This is a genomic window from Trinickia sp. NRRL B-1857, from assembly GCF_050470685.1.
In the GTDB taxonomy this organism is placed as follows: domain Bacteria; phylum Pseudomonadota; class Gammaproteobacteria; order Burkholderiales; family Burkholderiaceae; genus Trinickia.
Window position 1 is genome coordinate 3,837,622 of the sequence record NZ_JBFLUK010000001.1, and the last position, 20,521, is coordinate 3,858,142.

Consider the following 20,521-nt stretch of genomic DNA (forward strand, 5'->3'; position numbering starts at 1 on the left):
TTTCAGTCTTCCCGATCCTCGGGGCGATTCGCTCTTTTGAGCGTCCCCGCGTCATAGACGGTCTTTGCGCCGACCATAGTGAGACTTACTTGCGTATTCAATAAAGCACTTGGCGGTTGACTCAAGATATCGGTATCGAGAATGGCGATGTCTGCGAACTTTCCCGGCTCTAACGTTCCAAAGTCGTTCTCCACGCCGCCGGCGAATGCCGCGCCTTGTGTATAACCAATGAGTGCTTCCTCCATCGAAATGCACTCTTGGGGAACGAGGCCCTCGGGGTGCTTTCCGTCGATCGTTTGACGCGTGACAGCGGCATGAATACCTTCGAGAGGATGCGGGGGAGTCACGAACCAATCGCTTCCCAAAGCAAGCACCGCACCCTCGTCGAGCAAGCTACGCATCGGCCAGGAAGTCTTGAGACGCTTGAAACCTATACAGGAACATGCCCAACGACCGTCGTCCGCAAGATGCGAGGGCTGTACGGAGGCGATGATGCCAAGTTTTGCGAAACGAGCGATGTCGTCAGGTAAGAAGTGTTGCGCGTGCTCGCAACGCAATCTGCGATCCCACGCTGTCGTGGTGCGGATCAACTGTTCGAAGAGATCGAGCATTTCATGAATGCCTCGATCGCCGATGGCGTGCATCTTGATTTGAAAACCGGCAGCATCCGCTTGACGAATCAGGCTAGCAAGCGTTGACGTATCCCAGAGCAAATAACCTCGATAGCCGGGCGTGTCGTCGTAATCTTCCTGCATCGCTGCCGTATGCGTGCCGAGAGAACCATCGATCATCGCCTTGACGCTGTCGATTTTCAGCCACGCATCCCCTCGACCATACTTGTCGACGTGCTCTTTTAACAAGGCAACGGAGTTCAGCGGTAACGCTGCATGGATACGAGTGCGGAGTCTGTTTTCCGCTCGCGCTTTTTCATAGGTTGCGAGCTCCGTGTAGGCCGGTTCGAAATTTTCTTGGCCCAAGATCTCCTTGCGTGGCCACAAGCCGTCTGCGCAATCGACCGTAACCATCGTATGCACGCACGTTATCCCGCGTGCGGCGACATAGTCCATCGCGGCATCGACCGCGCTGTCGAGCACCGCTTGGCTACGTGGTGGGATATGGTCGATCACTAGGTTCATGGCATTGTCTTTAAGCAACCCTGTGAGCTCGCCGTTAGGGTAGCGTCCAATTTCACCCCCGACGACATCTTCCGTGTCTCTAGATAGGCCCGCGATGGCGAGCGCCGCCGAATTCGCTAGCGCCATATGTCCATCCATGCGGTTTAGCCAGACAGGGTGTTTGGGCGCAACGGCATCAAGCCAAGATTTGTCCGGAGCTAGCCCTCCCCAGTTGTGATGGTCCCAATCCCCACCTATGACCCAAGTGCCTTCCGGAACATTGCGCACAAATTCCGCTACACGCTGACTGAACTGTTCGCGGCTACTGACATCGCGTAATTGAACCGATAAGAGTCGCAAGCCTCCATCTAAGAAGTGACAGTGGCTGTCGGTAAAGCCAGGCATGACGAATTGCCCGTGGGCATCGATGATTTCGGTGCATTCCGTACATCGAGCTAGGATCTCTTTTGTGCCGGCAATAGCCGTTATCCGCTCGCCTTCGATGCCTATGGCGTTGATTTCGGGTTCGTGCGAGGTCAAGCCTGTCCATAATCGTTTTGCATTAATGATTGCAAGGCTGAATGACATGATGGGTTCTCCGATTATGAGTTGGCTCGGTTTTCTAGGAGCCTGGTTTGCTTAAGTCGGACTCCTTCGCGGTATTCCAAAGTCGCCGTTAGTATGCTTGCTCGGCGCCGGCCGATGGGATGCTGCCGATCGGATTGAAAGCCTCCTGTCGTTTAACGGACTGACCGATTCGAACGTAGTCGGTTTAAGCGCCGGCATATTTCGCCATGGGCTGCGCCGATGAGTCAACTCCGATTTCTACGAGCCGCTGATCATTTCGGCGGTGCGTTGGAGTACGGAGCGCCGATAAAATCGCTTTTGTCTGTCCGAATTCCAGTTTTTGGGAGAACGGGGTTCCGTAAACGTGAACTAGGGCGCCATTTAGTATCGCTTGGGCTGCGCGAGTAAGCGTTTTGACTTATGTATTGTTGCTTAACTAAGGTTAAGCAATCTTTGGGATTGCTTGGGTGATTTGTCCATTTCGTGTGGGCATGGATTAGAGAAAGAAGTTAAGCTGCAAATAATGGCTTGCGACTTCGCGAAAAGTATCGGTGAATCCCGTTGGCGGCTTTTCATTAAATTTTTGCTGCATAAGAAGTGGATGGGGATGTCCATAAGTCAATGGGTTTGACGTTATTGATGTTATCTCTCATAAATTAACTGAGGATGAACTTAATGCTGTCAAAAGACCTACTAAAGGATCCCGTGGGATCTACGGCACGAGACTCTTTGCCTAGGCTATCGATTGCCGAAACCGGCTTCAACGAGCGAGTGCAAGCTTATGGTGCCACTCCGATTCACCGGGAAATGCTGCGGGACAAAGTCAGAGTGAATGCATACGCGCATGCTCTGGAGCGGCTAGCGGCAGGCAAGGTGGTGGCGGACTTCGGGTGCGGTACCGGTATCTTGTCGATCATTGCCGCATTGAAGGGGGCGTCGCGCGTCTATGGATTGGAACTCACTCCCATTGCGGACCTTGCCAAGGAACTCGTGAGACAACACGAGTTGGAGGGTAAGGTGCAGATCATTGTCGGTGACGCAAGTCAGGTAAGCCTTCCGGAAAAAGTGGATATTTTGGTGTCGGAGTGGATGGGCGGGCTTGCAGTCGACGAGAACTTCGTGCCTGCCCTGGTTCAATGCCGCAAAGCGCATTTGAAGGACGGAGGGCTAATGATTCCTGCCCGAGCCAAGGGGTTCGCGGCGCTTGCCGAGGATCCGCTCTTGGAAGCCGGCATGGACTGCTGGTTCAATGGGTACCACGGCGTGGACCTCTCCTCGTTGGCGCATCTGCACTCAAATGAGGTTCTCAATGCGCGGCACGAGATTACGGCGGAGAGGCTGCTCACCCCGCCTGCGCCCCTGTTCGACCTCGATATGCAGATCGTCGAGGCGTCTGATGCGGACTTCGAGTTCCAAGGTGTCTGCAAGGCGGTGAGAGATGGAACCGTTTCTTGCATCGCTGCCTGGTTCGAGTGCGATATGGGCGAGGGGAGTGTGCTCACCAACGCTCCCTGGGCCCCCAAGACTCATTGGGGAAGGACGGCATTTCCGATCGGAAAGCCTTTGCGCGTGCGGGAGGGGCAGCAGTTCGTCTTCACATTGTCGTCGCGAGGCTTCGGACTAATGAAGGCGGTCCAAACGTGGTCCATTGCCGGCGACGACATCAGCCAGCGGAGCTTCTCCGGCGCCCAAGTACCTACGCATAGCCCGGGTTTTCATTAGCAACGTTTAGGCGCGCCATCCGCCAAACAATCGATTTCGTCCTGGCGATGCACGAGCGAAGTCCTCGGCTTGGTCGATGCGTCGCACCCAATCGCGGCGAGCGGCGGGTTGTCTAGCATGTATGCGCTGCCCTCGGCGATGAACGCGGGGATTGATTTCGGCGGAAGCGGTATCGGTGCGATCCGGGTCGCCTGCGTAGCAGGATCGCTACGCGGGTGGCCGATCCGGTCGGGTTTAGTGGCTGCGCATTAGACCGCGTACGGATAAACTATGCGTGACCGCGCCCGTTCTCGACGCCTCAGCCCACCAAGGTGAGTCGCTAGCCCGATGCCAGACGCCGCAGAACCCTATGTCCTAGTCGCCACGCGACACGGGACGATGCTGGCCAATCGCTTCGACGAGTATGTCGGACAAGCGTTGATCCAATATGGCGAATACGCCGAACTCGAAACGCAGTTGCTGCTGCAATGTATCGGTGGGCCGGGCACGATCGTCGAGGTCGGCGCCAATATCGGTAGCCAGACGGTGCCGCTGGCGAGAGCGGCCAAAGCGGTTGGTGCGGACGTGATCGCATTTGAGCCGCAGCCGTTCGTCTTTCAGAACCTGTGCGCGAATCTCGCACTGAACGCCATGGACAATGTCACGGCGTGGCCGTTCGCGTGCGCAGCGGACGCCGGAACGGTTTGGTTCGCGTCGCTCGATTACCGGCGGACAGGCAACTTCGGTGCGGTGTCGGCTCTCACTGAGCCGTTGAGCGATGGTATCCGGGTGCCGTGCGTGCGACTCGACGATATGACGCAGGGGCGGACCGTTCACTTGTTGAAGGTCGATGTCGAAGGGTTCGAGTTGCAAGTGCTGCAAGGCGCCCGAGATTTGATCGCAACGCAGCGCCCTCTGTTGTTCGTCGAGAACGACCGGGTCGCCAACTCCCGTGCGCTGATCGAGTACTTGTGGGCGCAACGTTACCGTCTGTGCTGGCACATCAGCCCGCTATTCAACCCGGGGAATTTTCGGGGCGAGGCGCAAAACCGCTATCCGCAACTCTATTCATTCAACATGCTCGGTGTGCCTCGGGAGTCGAGCCTCGTGCTTCAAGGGTTCGAGGAAATCGTCGATGCCACCGCTCATCCGTTGGCGGGGCATTCGCGGCCCTAAGCGATCGGAAAGAAAGCGATCCCGACATAACCTACGCCATTCGCATGGCGCCGCTTTTTCATACGCTTATTTGAATTTTATTCGCTGATAGCGCAACTGGTGCCGTCAATCGGTGTTTTCCAGATTTATAAAATCACGACTATTTTAGGGGTCGGAATATAATATATTTTTTGACTCAATGCACATAGCTCGTCTCCACGCGTTTGCGCTTGAGCGGAAGCGATTAGGCCCGCTGGCGGCCCACCACATGAGGCGTTGGCGGGTAAGTGGGTGGGATTTTCCCCGTAGTGAAAATGAAAGAAATCGCCGCGCTCATTCGAAATAAAAAGCTGCGCCGGAGAATATACAAGGATGAGCGTGACGTAAAAACATCGCGCACGGAAATATTGCGATTCGCCTGAATAAAATTTTGCAAGTCGCCACGGTTCTTACATAATGAGCTTCGGGACATTTCGATCGGGGCGCACATGAACCGTAAAAACGTACCGCCGAGACAACATGCGATCGCCGCAGCCCTTGCGGGCTTGCTCACCGGGGTAGTGCCGGTAGTCGCAAAAGCCGATTGCGGGATCAATGGGACGATCAGCTCCAACACGACGGAAATTGGCTGGTCTTCGGGAAACTGTACGATCGCCCCCAACGTCGTCCTCTCCAATTTCAACACTGCAACCGCTTTGCTGGCGACCGGCTCCTCCTTGGGAACGCTTACCAACAGCGGGACCATTGCGGGCATCACGTACGGGATGGTCAATGCAGGCACTATCAGCTCGGCGATCAACAACAGTTCGGGCACCTTCGTCGGCGGCAGTTCGGGCATTAGGACCACCGGCTCGATCAACGCATTCGGCAATAGCGGTTTCGTCGGCACGTCCGGCATTGCGGGCACCATCGCGTCCGGCATCAACAACACCGGCACGATCGGAACGCTGACCAACACGGCAACCGGCACGATCACGGGCGCGGGAAGGGGCATCCTCAATAGCGGGACCATCGGCACTGTGAACAATATGGGCCTGCTTGCCGGTAGCGGGACGGTGAGCGGCAGCATATTCGGCATCGACAACAACGCAGGCAGCATCGGGACGATTCTCAACAGCGGCACCATCAAAGGCTCGACGTACACAGGAACCATCGTCGGCTACGGCGTGCTCGGCGAAAATTCGGGTGTGATCGGCGCGCTGAACAATAGCGGCACCATCACCAACGAACTCGGTGTGCTTATCCGCAGCGGCGCAAACCTCGGTACGCTGACCAATACCGGGACGATCATCGGCACGTTTTCCGGCGTCGTGGCGCAGTCCGGCACGATCGGGACCATCAACAATTCCGGCTTGATCAGCGGCGCGACCACGCAAACCGTCACCGGCTTTCCGAGCGGGCCATACACCGGTATTTTTGCTCTAGCCGGCGCCACTATTGGTTCGCTGATCAACAGCGGCACCATTACGGGTCTGCTCAACGCGATCAATGTCGATACGACCAGCACTATTGGGCAGATCAGCAACAGCGGCCTGATCGCCGGTACGATCCACAACTCGAGCTCGGTGGATCTGACCATCAACGGTGGTACCGGCACGGTATTCGGCACGTTGACGGGGCTCAGCGGCGGCATCGCCAACGCGAATATAGGCACCATCACTAACACCTCGTCTAATCTCGTATTCGGCTCCGGCAACGTGCTGCTCAACGACATAGCCAACGTCGGGAGCCATGCCGTCAACAACACCGGCGCCACGCTCCAGGTCAACAATCCCATCGCGATTACCGGTAACTACACGCAAGGGGCATCGGCCACGCTCTTGGTGGGCGTCGCCGATAGCGCCGTCGCGGGCGGCTCGATCGATACCGACAGCGGCTATGGCCGGTTGGTCGTCTCAGGCACAGCCAACATCGCAAGCGGTGCGGCTGTGACTTTGCAAAAAATCAACGCCTATGGATTCGCGGCCGGCCAGCGCTTCGTCGTTATCGATGCCGCCGGGACGGGTACGAACTACAACGCAGGTACGCTGCGCTATTCGATCGCCGGGGTCTCGGGGCTCGTGGTGACCGGGGCCGCGGTGGCCAATGGTGCAAACAGCGATCTGGTCCTGACGGTCGCCAACTCCACAGGGACGGGAACGGGGACGGGAACGGGAACGGGAACGGGCACCGGCACCGGCACCGGTACGGGAACAGGCACAGGGACGGGAACAGGCACCGGTACGGGAACAGGCACAGGGACGGGAACAGGCACAGGAACATCGACACCAGCGCCGACAGGCGCCACTGCGCCCAATGCTGTGTCATCGCTCACCGGGTTGGCGAACTACACAGGCATTAGTCCCGCTTTGCTCAATTTGTTCGATGCCTCGCTCGCACTCAATGCCACCGGCTCGACCCAAGCGCTCAATGCCGCCGGCAAGCAGCTTAGCCCGACCTCGCAGACAACCTCGAGCCGCGCGGCGGCCGCCCCAACCTTGGATGCGCTCGATATCATCTCGAGCCACGCCAACGGTTTGCGCTTGGCGCAACGGGAAGACAGCGGCATCTCGACCGGAGACGCGGCGCCGACTTGGGGTGCTTGGGGGCAGGCGTTCGGCGGACATGCGAGCCAGGATGAGCGCGATCAGGTGGACGGATATAGCGCCAACTATGGTGGCCTGCTGTTCGGCGTCGATCGCGCGGTATCCGATACGTGGCGTGTCGGCGGTGCATTCAGCTATAGCAATACCGCTGTCAACAACACGGGCGACACCGCTGGGGACAACACTCGCATCAACTCGTACGGTCTGATCGGCTACGGCAGCTACGTGACGGGTAGGTGGTACGCCAATCTGTCTGCTGGCGCAATCCTTCAGCACTACGACACCAATCGCGTGGTCAACTTCCCCGGCTTCTCGAGCCAAGCCAACGGCAGCTTCAGCGGGCAGCAGTATGTCGCGCGCGGCGAGGTGGGTTATCCGTTTCCCCTTGGCTTCGCGACCGTGACGCCGCTCGCGAGTCTCACGTATAGCTATCTGCATCAGAACGCGTACACCGAATCGGGAGGCGACGGTGCGGCGCTCTCGGTCGGCTCCTCGCACCTGAGCTCGGTCACCACCGACCTCGGCGCGAAGATCGAGCGAGAGGTACCCACCTCGTATGGTGTGCTCGTGCCCGAATTGACCCTGGCATGGCGCCACGAGTACGACAACACCCGCGCGCTCACCAATGCCACATTCGCCGCCGACCCCAGCGGCCAAACCAGCTTCACGACCCTTGGCACAAGCCCCGTCACGGACTCGGCTCTGGTGACCGCGGGCGCGACGCTGTTGAATGGGCGCAACCTGAGTCTGACCGTGCATTATGATGTCCAGATCGGGCGAGGATATCTCTCTCAAGCCGGTAGCTTGCGACTACGGCAGCTGTTTTGACCGCGGATAGTGAGGCCGGCGCCAGCGCCGCCGGTCCTCCACGGCCTGCGTTCGCGGGGGGCGGCCCAAAGCGGCGCGCCGGCCTCCGAGCGCTCACGAGGGCCGAGGTCCCGCGTGCGCATGCTACGATCGCCAAGCATCGATGTTCCTTCTTCCCACGATCCCGACTTGTCGAGCATGCCCAGCGCCGCCCCTCCAGAGAACATGAGTATCCAGGAAGCGCTTACGCGAGCCTATGCGCACTGGAATGCCGGTCAGGCCGAGCAGGCCGAAATGCTGGCTCAGCGTGTGCTCGCCGCTTGGCCGGGACAGCCGGATGCGCTCCATCTGCTCGGGCTCATGGCCCACGCCTATGGCAACTTGGACTTGGCGATCGTTCATCTGAGGCAGGCTTGTCTTGCCCCGCGCGCACCGGCCGTGTATTCGAGCAATCTCGCGGAAATGTATCGCCTGAAGGGAATGCTGCCGGAAGGCGAGGAAGCGGCGCGGCGCGCCGTTGAGATGGATCCGACGCTCGTCTCCGGATGGAACAACCTTGGCATCGTGCTTCAAGAAGCCGGCAAGCTGGAGCAGAGCCGCGCATGTCTGGAGAAGGTCGTTGCGCTCAATCCGGCGTGGCCCGAAGCGCAAAACAACCTCGGCAATACCTGGCGGCGACTCGGACAAATGGACCGTGCCGAGGCCTGCTATCGTCAGGCGCTCGCGCTCAACCCGTCCTATGCGGAAGCGCACAGCAACCTCGCCTTCCTGCTCTCGACGCAAGGTAGCTATGACGAAGCCGCGCAGCATGCGCAGCAGGCGATCGATCTCAATCCTCGCCTCGTCGACGCATACCTGAACCTTGCCGATCTCGAGGTTTCCCGCCAGCGGCACCATGCTGGGCTGCGGGCGCTCGATATGCTGAGCGCTTTTGCTCCCGAGCATCCGGCTGCACTTACGGCGCGCGCCAAGGCGCTCAGACAGATTGCGCATATCGAGGAGGCGCTCGCCATCGCGCGGCATGCTGTGGCGCTCGCGCCGCGCAGCGCCGAGGCGCATTACGCGCTGGCGCTCGTATTGCAGGATCTCGGTATGACCGAGGAAGCGCAGCGTGCATACGAGCAGGCCGCGGAACTGCCCGGCACGGTGGCGGAAGCGGCACTCGTCGGGCGCGCCACGCTGTTGACGGAGGCGGGACGCAGGGATGAAGCGCTGTTAGCTTTCGAGCAGGCGCTGGCGCGCTTCCCGGCGTCTGCACAGGCGCTTGCGGCACGCGCGGAACTGCGAACGTTCGGCGCGGGCGATCCGGACATCGCGGCGCTCGAGTCCTGTATCGCGCAAGGCGAGCAGCGCTCGCTCGTCGACCGCATCGCAGCGCACTTCGCGCTCGGCAAGGCCTACCTCGACATCGACGATCCTGAACGAGCGTTTGGCCACCTCGATGCCGGCAACCGCCAGAAACGCGCTTCGTTCGACTATGACAGCGGGGAGACCGGACGCTGGATGGAGCGTATCGGCACGGCTTTCACGCGCGAACGATATGGCCGGCTTGCGGGCCTGGGCGAGCCGTCGACGCTGCCCATCTTCGTCGTCGGCATGCCGCGCTCCGGCACCACACTGATCGAACAGATCCTCTCGTCTCACCCGCAAGTGACGGGGGCAGGGGAGCTGTCCGCGCTCCGGCTGGCAATTGACGAACTCGGCAGCTTTCCTGACTGCATCGTTGCCCTCGATGACCAACCGGATGCCCAAGCGCGCTTGCGCCAGTGCGCGCAAGCGTATCTGGCCCGTGTGGCGCCGCTTGCCGGCGGACGCGCGCACGTCGTCGACAAAATGCCCGGCAACTTCCTGTATGCGGGGGCGATCCCGCTAATCGTGCCCGGCGCCCGGATCATCCACGTTCGGCGTGATCCGGTCGACACGTGCTTGTCCTGCTACACGAAGCTGTTCGCCGGACAACAACCGTTTGCGTACGACCAGACCGAGCTCGGCGATTTCTACCGTCAATACGAACGCTTGATGGCGCATTGGCGTGCGCTGCTGCCTAGCGACGTTTTCATCGAAACTCACTACGAGGCCGTAGTCGACGATCTCGAAGGGGAAGCGCGGCGGTTGATCGGTTTGCTGGGACTGCCGTGGGACGATGCCTGCCTGGACTTCCATCGCAACCGCCGAGTGGTCCGCACGGCGAGCGTAAACCAGGTGCGCCAGCCAATCTATTCGACCTCGAAAGGCCGCGCGCGCGCGTATGCGCGCTATCTCGGCCCCTTGCTCGAAGCACTGGGTATCGAGGCTTCATGATGTCCGGCGTCGCTCTCGATATGCGCGCGATCGATCTTCGGATTCGTCCGTTGCTGGCGTCTGGGCGCTATGAGGAAGCCGAGGCGGTCCTGCGGCCGTATCTGTCCTCGGGGCGCGGACCGCTTCCGCTCTGGAAGCTGCTCGCCGCTACGCTCCGTCCGCAGGGGCGTATCGCCGAGACGCGCGAGATCCAAGAAATGCTGGTGGCGCACGCGCCCGGCGATTTTCCTACGCGCTTCGATCTTGCCGAAACCTTGCTGCTCTCGGGCGAGTTCGAGCGAGGCTGGCGTGAGTATCACTACCGCTATAGCCTCGCGCACACGGCGCACATCGAACGCAAAGTGCAACGTCCACGCTGGGATGGTCGCGCCATGCCCGGCAAAACGCTGCTGATTTACGACGAGCAGGGCTACGGCGACACCTTCCAATTCCTCCGTTTGGTGCCGTGGGCCAAGGAGAGAAGCGGTGCGCGAGTCGTCCTCGAAATCAACGCGGAATCGTTATCGCTCGTACGTCGCGCCGCGGGGTTCGACGACCTCGTCGAACGGGGGAGCCTACCGCCTGCGTTCGACATGCATTGCGAGCTAATGAGCCTGCCGATGGCTTTGATGCTGAGTCTCGACGATTTGCCCGGGCCGACGCCTTACCTGCATCCGGACCCGCGTCGTGTCGAGCGTTGGCGGCAGCGTTTGGCTGGCTTGCCCCGCCCGCTGGTCGCACTTGTTTGGGCGGGACGTCCCACGCACCCCAACGATGCCAACCGCTCCCTGAGCCTTGCACAGCTCGCGCCGCTCGCGCAGACGGGCGTGGGCTTCGTTGCGATTCAGAAAGGTCCTGCCGCGATGCAGGCCGCTTCGCCGCCCGACGGTATGTCGATCCTATCGCTGTCCGACGAGATCAACGATTTCGAGGACACGGCGGCGATCCTTTGCGTTGTCGATCTGTTGATTTCAGTGGACTCTTCTCCCGTTCACCTCGCAGGTGCACTGGGCCGACCCGTTTGGGTCATGCTGCCGAAAGTCCCGGATTGGCGTTGGTTGCTCGAACGGACCGATACACCGTGGTATCCGCAGATGCGTTTGTTTCGTCAGGAGGTGCGGACGGACTGGAACGACGTCGTTTCCCGAATGGCGGCCGAACTGGTACGGTTCGTGGCCCAATGATGATCCTGGGCAGCATGGGCAGGCGTGCCCGTTCGTGGGTGCGCGTCCCGTTTTGCGTTGCGGCGATCGCGGTCACGGTTTCGCTTTTCGGTGCGCTGTCGGGGTGCTCGGTCTTCGATCGCGACGCCCATGCCGACGCCCTGGCCGCGCAGGCGGGGCTGCGGCGGCAACTCGTCGATTCCGGTCCCTTTGTGCTGACGGCCTTTTCGCGCCTCTCTACGCCCCGCGAGCCGTTGCGCATCTACATCGAAGGCGATGGCGTCGCCTGGCTGTCTCGCACTGAACCTTCGCTCGATCCGACGCCGCGAGAGGCGATAGGGCTCGCGCTCGCCGTGCAAGACAGCGCGCCGAATGTCGTCTATTTGGCGCGGCCTTGCCAGTTCACACCGATGGCGATGAATTCACGGTGCGGTATTCCATATTGGACCGGCAAGCGATTCGCGGCGGATGCGATCGAGTCGATGAACGACGCTGTCAGCCACTTTGCCGCGCTTACACCCGGGCAACCTATCGAGTTGATCGGCTATTCGGGAGGAGGCGCCGTTGCGGTATTGATCGCGGCACGCCGCACGGATGTCGCTTCGATACGCACCGTGGCCGGCAATCTCGACGACGAGTTCGTCAATCGGCTGCACCATGTCTCGCCGATGCCCGAATCGGAGGATGCGATCGATTTCGCGAGCCGTGTGGCCGATATTCCGCAAGTGCACTTCAGCGGAGCCGAAGACCATGTCGTTCCGCCGTCGGTGGCGCAGCGCTTTCTCGACGCTACCGGCACAAGATGCGCACGGGCAAGGATCGTCGGTGAGGCGTCACATGAGAGCGGTTGGATTGGACGCTGGCCGGATTTGTTGAAAATCGCGCCGGCTTGCCGGTTGGCAAAGTAGGGGGCGAGTGGGCCGCCAGGATCTCGACGTCGCTGCGGAGCGCTGCGTGTCCGGCGCATATTGGGCCGCGGGTCAGAATTGCCTGCATGTGCAGCGCATTATCGTAGACCGGCGTGTCTATGATCCGTTTCGTAGACGGTTTCTCGAACGTGCGGCCGGCGTGGTATGCGGCCCGAAGCTGAGCGAGTCGTCCGATATGGGGTGCCTTGTCAGCGAACCCGCAGCTCGGCGGATCGACATGCTGATGCGTTCGGGAACGGACGCAGGCGGAGCGATTCTGCTCGGAGGGGCCGCGCAGGTACGCGAATGTCGCCGACGGTTTTCGAGGGCTTGCCCGACGAGCATCCGCTACTCGTCGACGAAATCTATGGTCCGGTGACGGCACTTGTGCCGTGCGATGGAATGACCGATGCAATCAGCCTCGCGAACAACTCGCCATTCGGATTGCAGACGGGCATTTTTACGCGCGCGCTGGACAGCGCACGCGCTGCGATAGAAGAACTCGAAGTCGGTGCCGTCATGATCAATGACAGTACAGATTATCGGCTCGACAGCATGCCGTTCGGCGGCGTCAAGGCGTCGGGATCCGGCCGGGAAGGCGTGCGTTTTTCAATGCGGGCGATGTCGGAAACTAAGGTGGTTTGTTTCAATCATGGATGAGAAAAACCGCGGTTGCGCCGCCATCACCGGCGAGCGTTGGGCGATGAGATCCGTGATGTACTCGGGCAGTAACGCGCGGGGAATTTGGAGGGCACGTCGCACACGAGATGCGACAGCAACTGAGCGACCAATGCGTGTGGCTCGCTTGCACTGCTGTGTTTCGGGACCGGCTCGATAATCAATGGACTTGAGCAAAGGCTGCGGGGGAATTCGTGCCCAGCTCAAAAAACAGGTGTGACACCGCGCGAAGGCGCTCCGGACCGGTCTTTGTCCATCGCCATCGATTCCAAAGGCTGGTGCGGCACGCAGCCAACTGGCGTGCGTTGATAGGGTGAATTCTGAAGGTGTGGCGGTATCCAAACCGCAGACAGCGGACGTATACCGTCAGAGATACCGTCACGAAATCGTAGATGCAGTGATTTTTAATACACCGTCGTATCAACGGAGCTGTAGCAGGGCGGCAATAGACGATGAACTAGGCGATTTCTACTTCGGTTTGCTTGATCCAGCAGGCATTAGCAATCGACGAGCGTCCTTCAGCAACAACAGCAATTGCTGTTCTCGCACCGGTGAAGCTTCAAACCCGAAACGCAGATAGAAGCGTGCCGCATCCTCATCGATCGGATGTGTCAACATCGCGCGAACGCCGACTTGTTCGGCGATGGCCACTGTGCGCCGGATTGCATCTTGCAGCATGCCGATTCCGACGCCACGCCCATGATCCTGCGTTGCTACCGCCAGCCGAGCAAGGATGACAACAGGGATCGGATAGGCACCCATCCCTTTGCGTACTCGATCAGGTGCTTCCAGAGTATCGATTTGCCCCACGGCCAGGCTGTAATATCCGACTAGGCGCTGATCTACGATCACGACGTAAGTCTTGGCCGAACCACTGGCTTGTGCCTGCCGTGCATGGCGCAGGAGCCAGTCATTCAGGCCGGGCTTGCCGCAATCGAAGCCTTCCAAGACATGGTTGGCGTCTAGTGCTTGCAGTGCGGACAGCGGCATCAGCTCTCCCAAGGCGCTGTTCGGGAGAACAATTCCTTCAAGCCCGCATTGTCTTGGGTCGGCCGATCGAGCATGTCAAGCAGCGCTTGCGATTGGCTTTCAGTCACCAGGAACAAGCGTTGGTCGAGCAGCGTTCGTTCGGCGACCTGACAGGCGCTGTCGAGAATAAAATCCGTCATGGATTTGTGCGCGATCTCGGCGGCACGGCGCAGCACTGCTTCCTGCTGCGGCGTGGCGCGCAAACCCAGGCGGGCGGAGCGGGTAGAGGTGCTCATAAAAGGAATCTCCTTTAGATGTACGTCATGTTAGCACAATAGGCGTACATTTTCTCGTGATACGTGATTGTTCCCCTTTTTCATGCTGTATTTCCACTGTATCAAAAAGCTGCTCAAGCGTCTGAAACCGAAGCGATCGAGGTCGGACGGAGCACCACGAAGCTTGGCAACCGGCACGCAACTGTTTTGCCACGGTGGCCGCAGATTGCGATGCTTGCGAATGAGCAGACGCTATTGCCGATGCTGATTCCGTTGGCCCCGGCCGTCAGCCTGGCGATCAGCTTCGCGGGGGCTCTGCTAAATACACTGGCACGCCTACGGAGTGCCGCATTCGCTTATGACTCGGAAGCGAGCGAAATGCAGGTCGTCAAATGCGCGAAGACACCAAATCGCAGCGTTGTCGGCATCATGACGGAGTTCGCATATCTCGCCGAAGCCTATCGCAACCACGATAAACCGAACGACCTCATCGAGCTGTCGCTAAAACTGGCGCGTTGGCCATTTAGCCCGCTTTACAAGGGACCGGTGTCTTCGGAGCGGGCGTTGAAAGCGTCGACGAACGATGGGGGAGCGGTCGCTTGATCGCAGTTTGTCGCAGCGTAGTTCGGGTAATGCGGGCCCACAGGGCTAATGCTCGACGCGCCGGACGCAAAGCCTCTGGGGGACAAAGTCGCACAACCGACGACTTGTCCGCCGAGCGAAAGACAGCCGCGCAGCGTAGCTGACCGCAGCGTTCACCGGCGCTGTATCGGCGGTGCCGACGACAGAATCCTTTCTGTGTACCGCGCGATTATGTTGAGTTTGGCTGGAAACGCTTATCCCACGAGGCGGTGGGTTGAGCGGTGCTTGCGTATACCGTCAGAAATACCGTCGTCGCCCGCTGCCTTTAGCGAGACTGAAGTTGACCCGCGAAAACGGACACCTATTCTTTTTGAAGAGGAGGTGCCGTTATGGGCAAGCATCGGAAGGCGTACCCGGCGGAGTTCCGGGCGCAGATGGTGGAGTTGGTGAAGGCGGGACGTACGCCTGAGGAATTGGCGCGCGAGTTCGAGCCGACGGCGCAAAGCATCATCAACTGGGTCGTGCAGGCCGATCGCGATTCGGGCGTGCGCCAGGACGGACTGACGACGGCCGAGCGGCAGGAATTGGCGCGGCTGCGTCGTAAGGTGCGCCAACTCGAGATGGAGCGCGACATACTCTCTCACGCGGCTGCCTGGTTCGCTCGGGAGACGGGGGCCGTACCGCCGAAGGGTACGGATTCATGAAAGCGAACCGGGCCCGCTGGCCCATTGCCACGATGGCGCGGCTGCTGCGAGTCTCCACCAGCGGCTACTACGCGTGGCTCGTGCGGGAACCCTCGAGGCAGGCATGCAGCGATGCGCAGTTGCTCTCGCGCATTCGCATGCTGCACGCCAGTTCGCGCGGCACCTATGGCGCGCCGCGTATCCATGCCCAGCTCAAACGCGAAGGCGTGCATGTCGGGCGCAAGCGCGTCGCGCGACTCATGCGTCTGGCCGGCCTGTGCGGGGCTAGTCGCAGGCAATGGAAATGCACTACGCGACAACGCGCGGGAGCACGGCGTGCCCCTGATCTGGTGCGTCGCCACTTCAGCGCCGCAGCGCCGAACGTGCTGTGGGTTGCAGACGCCACCTACATTCCAACCGGCGAGGGATTCCTGTATCTGGCCGTCGTGCTCGATGTGTTCAGCCGCCGCATCGTAGGCTGGGCAATGTCCAATCATCTGTACACGGAACTGATGCTGCGTGCGCTCGATATGGCGCTCGCGCAACGTCGAGCTCGCGGGGTCATTCTGCATTCCGATCAGGGCTGCCAATATACGTCGATTGCCTTCGGACGGCGCTGTCGTGAAGCCTGTGTGCAGCCTTCGATGGGTACGGCTGGCGACTGTTACGACAACGCGATGTGCGAATCCTTCTTCGGCACGCTCGAATCGGAACTGCTTATGCGCGAGCACTTCGATACGCACGAACAGGCGCGAGGACGTTTGTTCTGGTTCCTCGAGGGCTGGTACAACCTGCGCCGCCTGCACAGCAGCATCGGCTACCACTCGCCGCTCGAGTTCGAAGACGAGCACACAAAAAACGAAATCATGTCCCCGTGCGGGTTGCCCACCGCCGGGCGTCGTCGTGGTCGTGACAGGCGACCCGCCGCCCGTCCGTGGACAACCCGCGACTTACCGCTTAACGGAGGTTAAATCACATATCGATCGCTACTGCAAATCCGTCCGTAGAAGCGGGTCAACTTCAGACGTAGATAGAAGCGGACGCGGAAAAGCTCACCACCTGCCAAATAGTCTATCGAGCGCCGCTATGATCTCGTCTTGCCGATGTACGAGCGAGCTAACCGGCTTCGTCAGCGCGTTTTTCGGAACTGCTGCGAGCGTCGGGGTATCGAGCATGCAATCGATACCCTCAATGATGAATACGGGAATTAAATCCGGCGGAAGCGGTACCGGGGCGATCCGGTCCAACCGGCGCAGCGGGATCACCACACGAGTTGCCAGTCCGGACAAATGATTTCCTTGGACATCGACCACATAAGGCGTACCGGCGTGCCCGCTGGGGTTGGAGAATACTTCGAAACGGGTCATCAGAACGTCCGATACTGAGCAAGCGGCAGGCCGTCGCGCTCGAGCATGTCGTTGTAAGCCTGGATAAAGTCCGCGTGTTTGATCGCCCATTGGCGATCTTTCTCTGCCTGCACTGCCTGTCGGATGGCTCGCTCGCACGTCTGCGAAAAATTGATCCCGAGCTCCTTCGCGTCCTTGTAGACATCCTCAGGCAGACTGATGTTGGTAGCCCGGCGCGGAACGGTGTCAGTCGTCGTATGCCGCATGCTTGCCTCTGCAATGTGGGGATTTATGCGCATTATAGCCCACATAAAGGTGTTGGCCCGCGGCGTCCATGGTCGTGGGCAGAGGATGGGGAAGGACACAGCAGTGGTTGTGAGGTCAGTCGGAGACGTGACGGCGATGCACCGACAATCCGAAGGTTTTTAGATGTGTTCATACACAACCTTCGTGCGATGTCCTAGAACGTTGCCGAGTTCGGTCGCGAGACGTGCGTCGATCATCCAATTGTTGAAGCCGAAGCCAAGATTCCCAAATGCCCAGTCGAATTCGAGGAACGTCCAGTCGACGATCGATGCCGAATGAGCGCATGTGGGACATGCCAGCGTGTCGTCGGCCTCATCTGAGTGCCATCGCTCGACCGCCTCGCTCCAGGGCACCGCATCCAGCTCATGATTGGCTCCGCAATGCGGGCAGCGTATCTGATCGCTGTTCGAGCCTGTATGAAATACGGTGCGCTCCACCGTGACTTCCACGCCGCAAAGCTGCAAGTCGTCTGCTATGTACTTTGACCAGGCGGCCGCTTTGGGCCCGGGGCGATAGAGATCTGCGCCGCTGAGTGCGCCTCCGCTATCGGGGATCGATTCCGCAAGGCCCTGTTGGACCAGCCATTGGAGGCCTTTCTGTGCCCAGGCCGATGCATCTTCATTCGTTGCTTCGAGATCAACGACCCAGCAGATGTTATCGCTCACGGTGGCGGGCTCCTCGGTATGACGTCGGTTGCAGTGATTGGCGTGCGAACCCGATCATATCCATCCCGAAAATGGCATCGCTTCGGGAATGACGGCCGATGACCGTCCAGCGCGTGCGTCAAACCGGGTTAGACGGCACTCCTGGGGCTAAGACGCGGTACATGACGAGAGCGGACTGGATTTGGGAGGCGGAATTCTCCGCGCTGTCGCGATCCGCGCCCGAAGCCGTTCGACGGTGCGCGGATTCTTGAGTGTATGAAAGCAAACGCGGGCTATCGACTTTGAGCGCCTGTCGAGGAAGTGAAGCGTTCATTCATTTGGCATTGCTTATTTGAGCCGAGAAGGAAATGTCTAACTTCCCGGCGCCGTTCGATCCAACAAATTACAAGCGATTCGTCGGCGCCGCCGTCGACAACATCCTTTCCACATACCGCGCGATTATGTTGAGTTTGGCGGGAACACGAAGCCCCATATAGGCGGGGGCGAGAAATGCTGCTCGTATACCGTCAGAAATACCGTCGGATCACGGTGCTTGTAGCGAGACGACGATAGGCAATGCTGGACGGTGCCCGCAATCGTTCAGAGCGTTTCCAGCATCTGAAGCGTTTCCGGGTGCTTGGCGACCAGTCGGATCAGCGTGGCGGCCTGCGCGTTGGGCTTGGCCTTGCCTTGTTCCCAATTCTGATACGTGCGCACGTTGATGCGCAGGCTTCGGGCCATGACGGCTTGCGACGCGTGAGAGGCTTCGCGCACGGCCTTGATTGCGGCGGGCGAGATTTCGAGCGCATCGGCCTTGATCTCCCGCGCCTCTCTCGTAGCGATTCTCATTCCCGTATCGGCGGCCATTGGCGGGCCGCATGGACGACGTTCAGCACGCGAACCAGATCGCCAACTATGTCATAGATCAAGATGTAATTTCGATGGACAACCAGTTCGCGCGTACCGGTTATGCGTCCAAGGCGACCAAGGTTCGGACGGTCGACCAGCCGCGACGCCTTTTCCTCGAACATCTCATCGAGATCCAACGCCGCAGTGGGGTTATCGGCTTCGATGTGGTCGTATATGTTGTCGCGATCCTCAATCGATTCCAGCGTCCAAAACAACTCCATCACTTCGAAGCTTCAAGCCGACGACGAGTGTTGGCACGACGGGCTGCGAATTTAGCCTCAACGTCGGCGGCCGGTACGAGATTGCCGGCATCGGCCGAGGCTCGTGACCGCTCAACCTTGGCGCGCAGCCAGGCGTCGTATTCAGCGGATTTTTCTTGCTGTTTCACGTAGTCCCGCATGAAGTCGCGCAAGAGTTGAGCGCCAGTGCGGTCGTGGGCCTTGGCGACTGTGGAGAACTCGTTTTTGAGCGCTTCGTCGACCCGAAAAGTAAAGGTAGCTTCTGTCATGGCGGTGCTCCCCATGTGTTACATGATAAGTGCATGGTAGCACAGTCAGGTTGTGTTCATGGAGGGCAAAACGCGAGATGGATGACGACGTTGAGCTTCCAGCCGTGTCTGACGACTAATGGCGGACCTCAAGCCGCCTCGCCGAACTGGCTGCGGTATTTGACAAACCCACGCTTTCGGTCGCCCCGGAACCCGACGTGCTCGAAAAATCGGTGCGCGTCGACCCGGGAGACCGAACTGAGCAGCATGATCTTGGAGCAGTTCCGTGAAAGGCAAAATCGCTCGACCTCACGTAGAAGCGCTTGCCCAATACCTTTTCCCCAACATTGCCGGTCAACGACCAGATTCTCCACAACCGCGAAGGGTTGTTCCGCGTACATAGCGTCCGCACAAAGGGAAACGAGTACGGTACCGAGTACACGTCCGTCGATCTCGCAAACCAGAACTCCAGTGCGAGCGTCTTCGTCCAGAACCTGGAGCTGAGATTCCGTGACGTTGATGTTCTCATCATCGACCAACTGACGATACAACGACTCAATCGCAGCAGCGTCTGCGCGCGAAGCCGTCCGAATTGTTGGGAGGGAGGCCATACCGTTCGGTGACGCTTGGAAAGTGCGGGTGATTCCAGCCGAGGCTGGGCTGTTCGTGTCCTGAGTGTCTGGTTCGGCCAAAGGCATGCCGTGGGCTTGGTTCAACGAATCATGACCGTCCCGTGGGCGCCGCCGTCGATAACATCCTTTCGGTGTACCGCGCAATCAAATCCACCTCGAGATTGACCTTGTCTCCGGCTTTGATGTTTTTCAGCGTGGTCACGTCCACGGTATGAGGGATGAGGTTGATCGAGAATTCGGTGCCGTCGTCGCGATCGTCGACGCTATTGACCGTCAAACTCACGCCGTTCACGGTGATCGACCCTTTGTACGCGAGGTAACGCCCGATATCGCGCGGCGCCAGGACGCGTAGTTCGTGCGACTCGCCCACCGGCTCGAAGCGCGTAACGACACCAAGCCCGTCGACATGCCCCGATACGATATGACCGCCCAAGCGCTCATGCGCGGTCAACGCCTTTTCCAGATTGACCTCGCCCGGTGCGGCTAAGCCGACCGTACAGTTCAGGCTTTCGCGCGAAACATCGACGTCGAACGTTTGAGCGGTCTTCTCGACCACTGTCATACATGCACCCTGTATCGCGATGCTGTCGCCGAGCGCGACGTCGCCCAGATCGAGCGTTCCCGCGTCGACCGTTAGGCGCACGCCCGCCGCTTCGCCGGTTCCCAAAGGCTTGACCGCCTCGATGCGGCCTACTGCCGCGACGATTCCCGTAAACATCGTGTTTGCGT

At 59.7% G+C, this 20,521-nt stretch carries 19 protein-coding genes and 2 pseudogenes; 10 read left to right on the forward strand and 11 right to left on the reverse strand.

The features are described from left to right. Positions 1-2: 2 nt before the first annotated feature. Positions 3-1,703, reverse strand: a complete 1,701-nt coding sequence (locus tag AB1286_RS17180) for an amidohydrolase (protein WP_430364389.1) — start codon at positions 1,701-1,703, stop codon at positions 3-5. Between the two features lie 654 nt (positions 1,704-2,357). Between AB1286_RS17180 and AB1286_RS17185 the strand changes: the two genes are divergently transcribed. The 8 genes and pseudogenes from AB1286_RS17185 to AB1286_RS17220 all read left to right on the forward strand — a co-directional run bounded on the left by AB1286_RS17185 (position 2,358) and on the right by AB1286_RS17220 (position 12,941). Further along, positions 2,358-3,404, forward strand: coding sequence for a methyltransferase domain-containing protein (locus AB1286_RS17185; RefSeq protein ID WP_430364390.1), 1,047 nt, complete (start codon positions 2,358-2,360; stop codon positions 3,402-3,404). Between the two features lie 327 nt (positions 3,405-3,731). Further along, positions 3,732-4,559, forward strand: a complete 828-nt coding sequence (locus AB1286_RS17190) for an FkbM family methyltransferase (RefSeq protein WP_430364391.1) — start codon at positions 3,732-3,734, stop codon at positions 4,557-4,559. Positions 4,560-5,026: 467 nt separating this feature from the next. Further along, on the forward strand, positions 5,027-7,951 hold the full coding sequence (locus AB1286_RS17195) for an autotransporter outer membrane beta-barrel domain-containing protein (RefSeq protein WP_430364392.1): 2,925 nt from the start codon (positions 5,027-5,029) through the stop codon (positions 7,949-7,951). Between the two features lie 204 nt (positions 7,952-8,155). Beyond that, positions 8,156-10,231, forward strand: a complete 2,076-nt coding sequence (locus AB1286_RS17200; RefSeq protein WP_430364393.1) for a sulfotransferase — start codon at positions 8,156-8,158, stop codon at positions 10,229-10,231. Next, positions 10,228-11,394 carry a glycosyl transferase family 8 gene (locus AB1286_RS17205; protein WP_430364394.1) on the forward strand — a complete coding sequence of 389 codons (1,167 nt, stop codon included), beginning with the start codon at positions 10,228-10,230 and terminating at the stop codon, positions 11,392-11,394. The genes AB1286_RS17200 and AB1286_RS17205 overlap by 4 nt, the downstream gene beginning before the upstream one ends. Then, the gene (locus tag AB1286_RS17210) at positions 11,394-12,281 is read left to right on the forward strand and encodes an alpha/beta hydrolase (protein ID WP_430365107.1); all 888 of its coding nucleotides are present in this window, start codon (positions 11,394-11,396) and stop codon (positions 12,279-12,281) included. The genes AB1286_RS17205 and AB1286_RS17210 overlap by 1 nt, the downstream gene beginning before the upstream one ends. Before the next feature lie 7 nt (positions 12,282-12,288). Next, positions 12,289-12,548: pseudogene (locus AB1286_RS17215) on the forward strand (aldehyde dehydrogenase family protein); the annotation flags it as partial. After that, entirely contained in the window at positions 12,447-12,941 is a 495-nt protein-coding gene (locus AB1286_RS17220) for an aldehyde dehydrogenase family protein (RefSeq protein WP_430364395.1), read from the forward strand. The pseudogene AB1286_RS17215 and the gene AB1286_RS17220, both read left to right, overlap by 102 nt. A 486-nt stretch (positions 12,942-13,427) precedes the next feature. Here the strand turns inward: AB1286_RS17220 and AB1286_RS17225 are convergent, their stop codons facing one another. Beyond that, positions 13,428-13,949 (reverse strand): GNAT family N-acetyltransferase, encoded by a 522-nt coding sequence (locus AB1286_RS17225; RefSeq protein WP_430364396.1) that lies wholly within the window; start codon positions 13,947-13,949, stop codon positions 13,428-13,430. After that, positions 13,949-14,224, reverse strand: a complete 276-nt coding sequence (locus AB1286_RS17230) for a DUF1778 domain-containing protein (RefSeq protein ID WP_277430043.1) — start codon at positions 14,222-14,224, stop codon at positions 13,949-13,951. Before AB1286_RS17230 ends, AB1286_RS17225 begins: the two co-directional genes overlap by 1 nt. 63 nt (positions 14,225-14,287) lie before the next feature. Here AB1286_RS17230 and AB1286_RS17235 point away from each other — a divergent pair, with 63 nt between their 5' ends. Both AB1286_RS17235 and AB1286_RS17240 read left to right on the forward strand, forming a co-directional pair. Further along, positions 14,288-14,806: a DUF6933 domain-containing protein gene (locus AB1286_RS17235; protein ID WP_430364397.1), complete on the forward strand. Its 519-nt coding sequence runs from the start codon at positions 14,288-14,290 to the stop codon at positions 14,804-14,806. Between the two features lie 368 nt (positions 14,807-15,174). Further along, a pseudogene (locus tag AB1286_RS17240) lies at positions 15,175-16,319 on the forward strand (IS3 family transposase); the annotation flags it as partial. 201 nt (positions 16,320-16,520) lie between these two features. On the opposite strand, the gene AB1286_RS17245 reads toward AB1286_RS17240, so the two are convergent. The 8 genes from AB1286_RS17245 to AB1286_RS17280 all read right to left on the reverse strand — a co-directional run bounded on the left by AB1286_RS17245 (position 16,521) and on the right by AB1286_RS17280 (position 20,510). Continuing rightward, complete coding sequence (locus tag AB1286_RS17245; protein WP_430364398.1) at positions 16,521-16,835, reverse strand: CcdB family protein; 315 nt, start codon at positions 16,833-16,835, stop codon at positions 16,521-16,523. After that, the gene (locus AB1286_RS17250) at positions 16,835-17,080 is read right to left on the reverse strand and encodes a type II toxin-antitoxin system CcdA family antitoxin (RefSeq protein WP_430364399.1); all 246 of its coding nucleotides are present in this window, start codon (positions 17,078-17,080) and stop codon (positions 16,835-16,837) included. Before AB1286_RS17250 ends, AB1286_RS17245 begins: the two co-directional genes overlap by 1 nt. 159 nt (positions 17,081-17,239) lie before the next feature. After that, positions 17,240-17,785, reverse strand: a complete 546-nt coding sequence (locus AB1286_RS17255) for a serine/threonine protein kinase (RefSeq protein WP_430364400.1) — start codon at positions 17,783-17,785, stop codon at positions 17,240-17,242. A 579-nt stretch (positions 17,786-18,364) separates the two neighbouring features. Then, complete coding sequence (locus tag AB1286_RS17260) at positions 18,365-18,613, reverse strand: helix-turn-helix domain-containing protein (protein ID WP_430364401.1); 249 nt, start codon at positions 18,611-18,613, stop codon at positions 18,365-18,367. Then, positions 18,610-18,894 carry a type II toxin-antitoxin system RelE/ParE family toxin gene (locus AB1286_RS17265; protein ID WP_430365108.1) on the reverse strand — a complete coding sequence of 95 codons (285 nt, stop codon included), beginning with the start codon at positions 18,892-18,894 and terminating at the stop codon, positions 18,610-18,612. The genes AB1286_RS17260 and AB1286_RS17265 overlap by 4 nt, the downstream gene beginning before the upstream one ends. Further along, positions 18,894-19,181, reverse strand: coding sequence for a CopG family ribbon-helix-helix protein (locus AB1286_RS17270; RefSeq protein WP_430364402.1), 288 nt, complete (start codon positions 19,179-19,181; stop codon positions 18,894-18,896). The genes AB1286_RS17265 and AB1286_RS17270 overlap by 1 nt, the downstream gene beginning before the upstream one ends. A gap of 128 nt (positions 19,182-19,309) precedes the next feature. Further along, positions 19,310-19,711 carry a GNAT family N-acetyltransferase gene (locus tag AB1286_RS17275; RefSeq protein ID WP_430364403.1) on the reverse strand — a complete coding sequence of 134 codons (402 nt, stop codon included), beginning with the start codon at positions 19,709-19,711 and terminating at the stop codon, positions 19,310-19,312. A 169-nt stretch (positions 19,712-19,880) separates the two neighbouring features. After that, positions 19,881-20,510, reverse strand: coding sequence for a riboflavin synthase (locus tag AB1286_RS17280; protein WP_430364404.1), 630 nt, complete (start codon positions 20,508-20,510; stop codon positions 19,881-19,883). Between the last annotated feature and the right edge of the window lie 11 nt (positions 20,511-20,521).

Coding starts and splice junctions, on each gene's coding strand:
- AB1286_RS17200 (WP_430364393.1), top strand. CDS start 8,156: ATGAGTATCCAGGAAGCGCTTACGCGAGCCTATGCGCACTGGAATGCC.
- AB1286_RS17180 (WP_430364389.1), bottom strand. CDS start 1,703: ATGTCATTCAGCCTTGCAATCATTAATGCAAAACGATTATGGACAGGC.
- AB1286_RS17230 (WP_277430043.1), bottom strand. CDS start 14,224: ATGAGCACCTCTACCCGCTCCGCCCGCCTGGGTTTGCGCGCCACGCCG.
- AB1286_RS17210 (WP_430365107.1), top strand. CDS start 11,394: ATGATCCTGGGCAGCATGGGCAGGCGTGCCCGTTCGTGGGTGCGCGTC.
- AB1286_RS17265 (WP_430365108.1), bottom strand. CDS start 18,894: ATGGAGTTGTTTTGGACGCTGGAATCGATTGAGGATCGCGACAACATA.
- AB1286_RS17190 (WP_430364391.1), top strand. CDS start 3,732: ATGCCAGACGCCGCAGAACCCTATGTCCTAGTCGCCACGCGACACGGG.
- AB1286_RS17260 (WP_430364401.1), bottom strand. CDS start 18,613: ATGAGAATCGCTACGAGAGAGGCGCGGGAGATCAAGGCCGATGCGCTC.
- AB1286_RS17225 (WP_430364396.1), bottom strand. CDS start 13,949: ATGCCGCTGTCCGCACTGCAAGCACTAGACGCCAACCATGTCTTGGAA.
- AB1286_RS17185 (WP_430364390.1), top strand. CDS start 2,358: ATGCTGTCAAAAGACCTACTAAAGGATCCCGTGGGATCTACGGCACGA.
- AB1286_RS17250 (WP_430364399.1), bottom strand. CDS start 17,080: ATGCGGCATACGACGACTGACACCGTTCCGCGCCGGGCTACCAACATC.
- AB1286_RS17270 (WP_430364402.1), bottom strand. CDS start 19,181: ATGACAGAAGCTACCTTTACTTTTCGGGTCGACGAAGCGCTCAAAAAC.
- AB1286_RS17280 (WP_430364404.1), bottom strand. CDS start 20,510: ATGTTTACGGGAATCGTCGCGGCAGTAGGCCGCATCGAGGCGGTCAAG.
- AB1286_RS17205 (WP_430364394.1), top strand. CDS start 10,228: ATGATGTCCGGCGTCGCTCTCGATATGCGCGCGATCGATCTTCGGATT.
- AB1286_RS17195 (WP_430364392.1), top strand. CDS start 5,027: ATGAACCGTAAAAACGTACCGCCGAGACAACATGCGATCGCCGCAGCC.
- AB1286_RS17220 (WP_430364395.1), top strand. CDS start 12,447: ATGCGGCCCGAAGCTGAGCGAGTCGTCCGATATGGGGTGCCTTGTCAG.
- AB1286_RS17245 (WP_430364398.1), bottom strand. CDS start 16,835: ATGACCCGTTTCGAAGTATTCTCCAACCCCAGCGGGCACGCCGGTACG.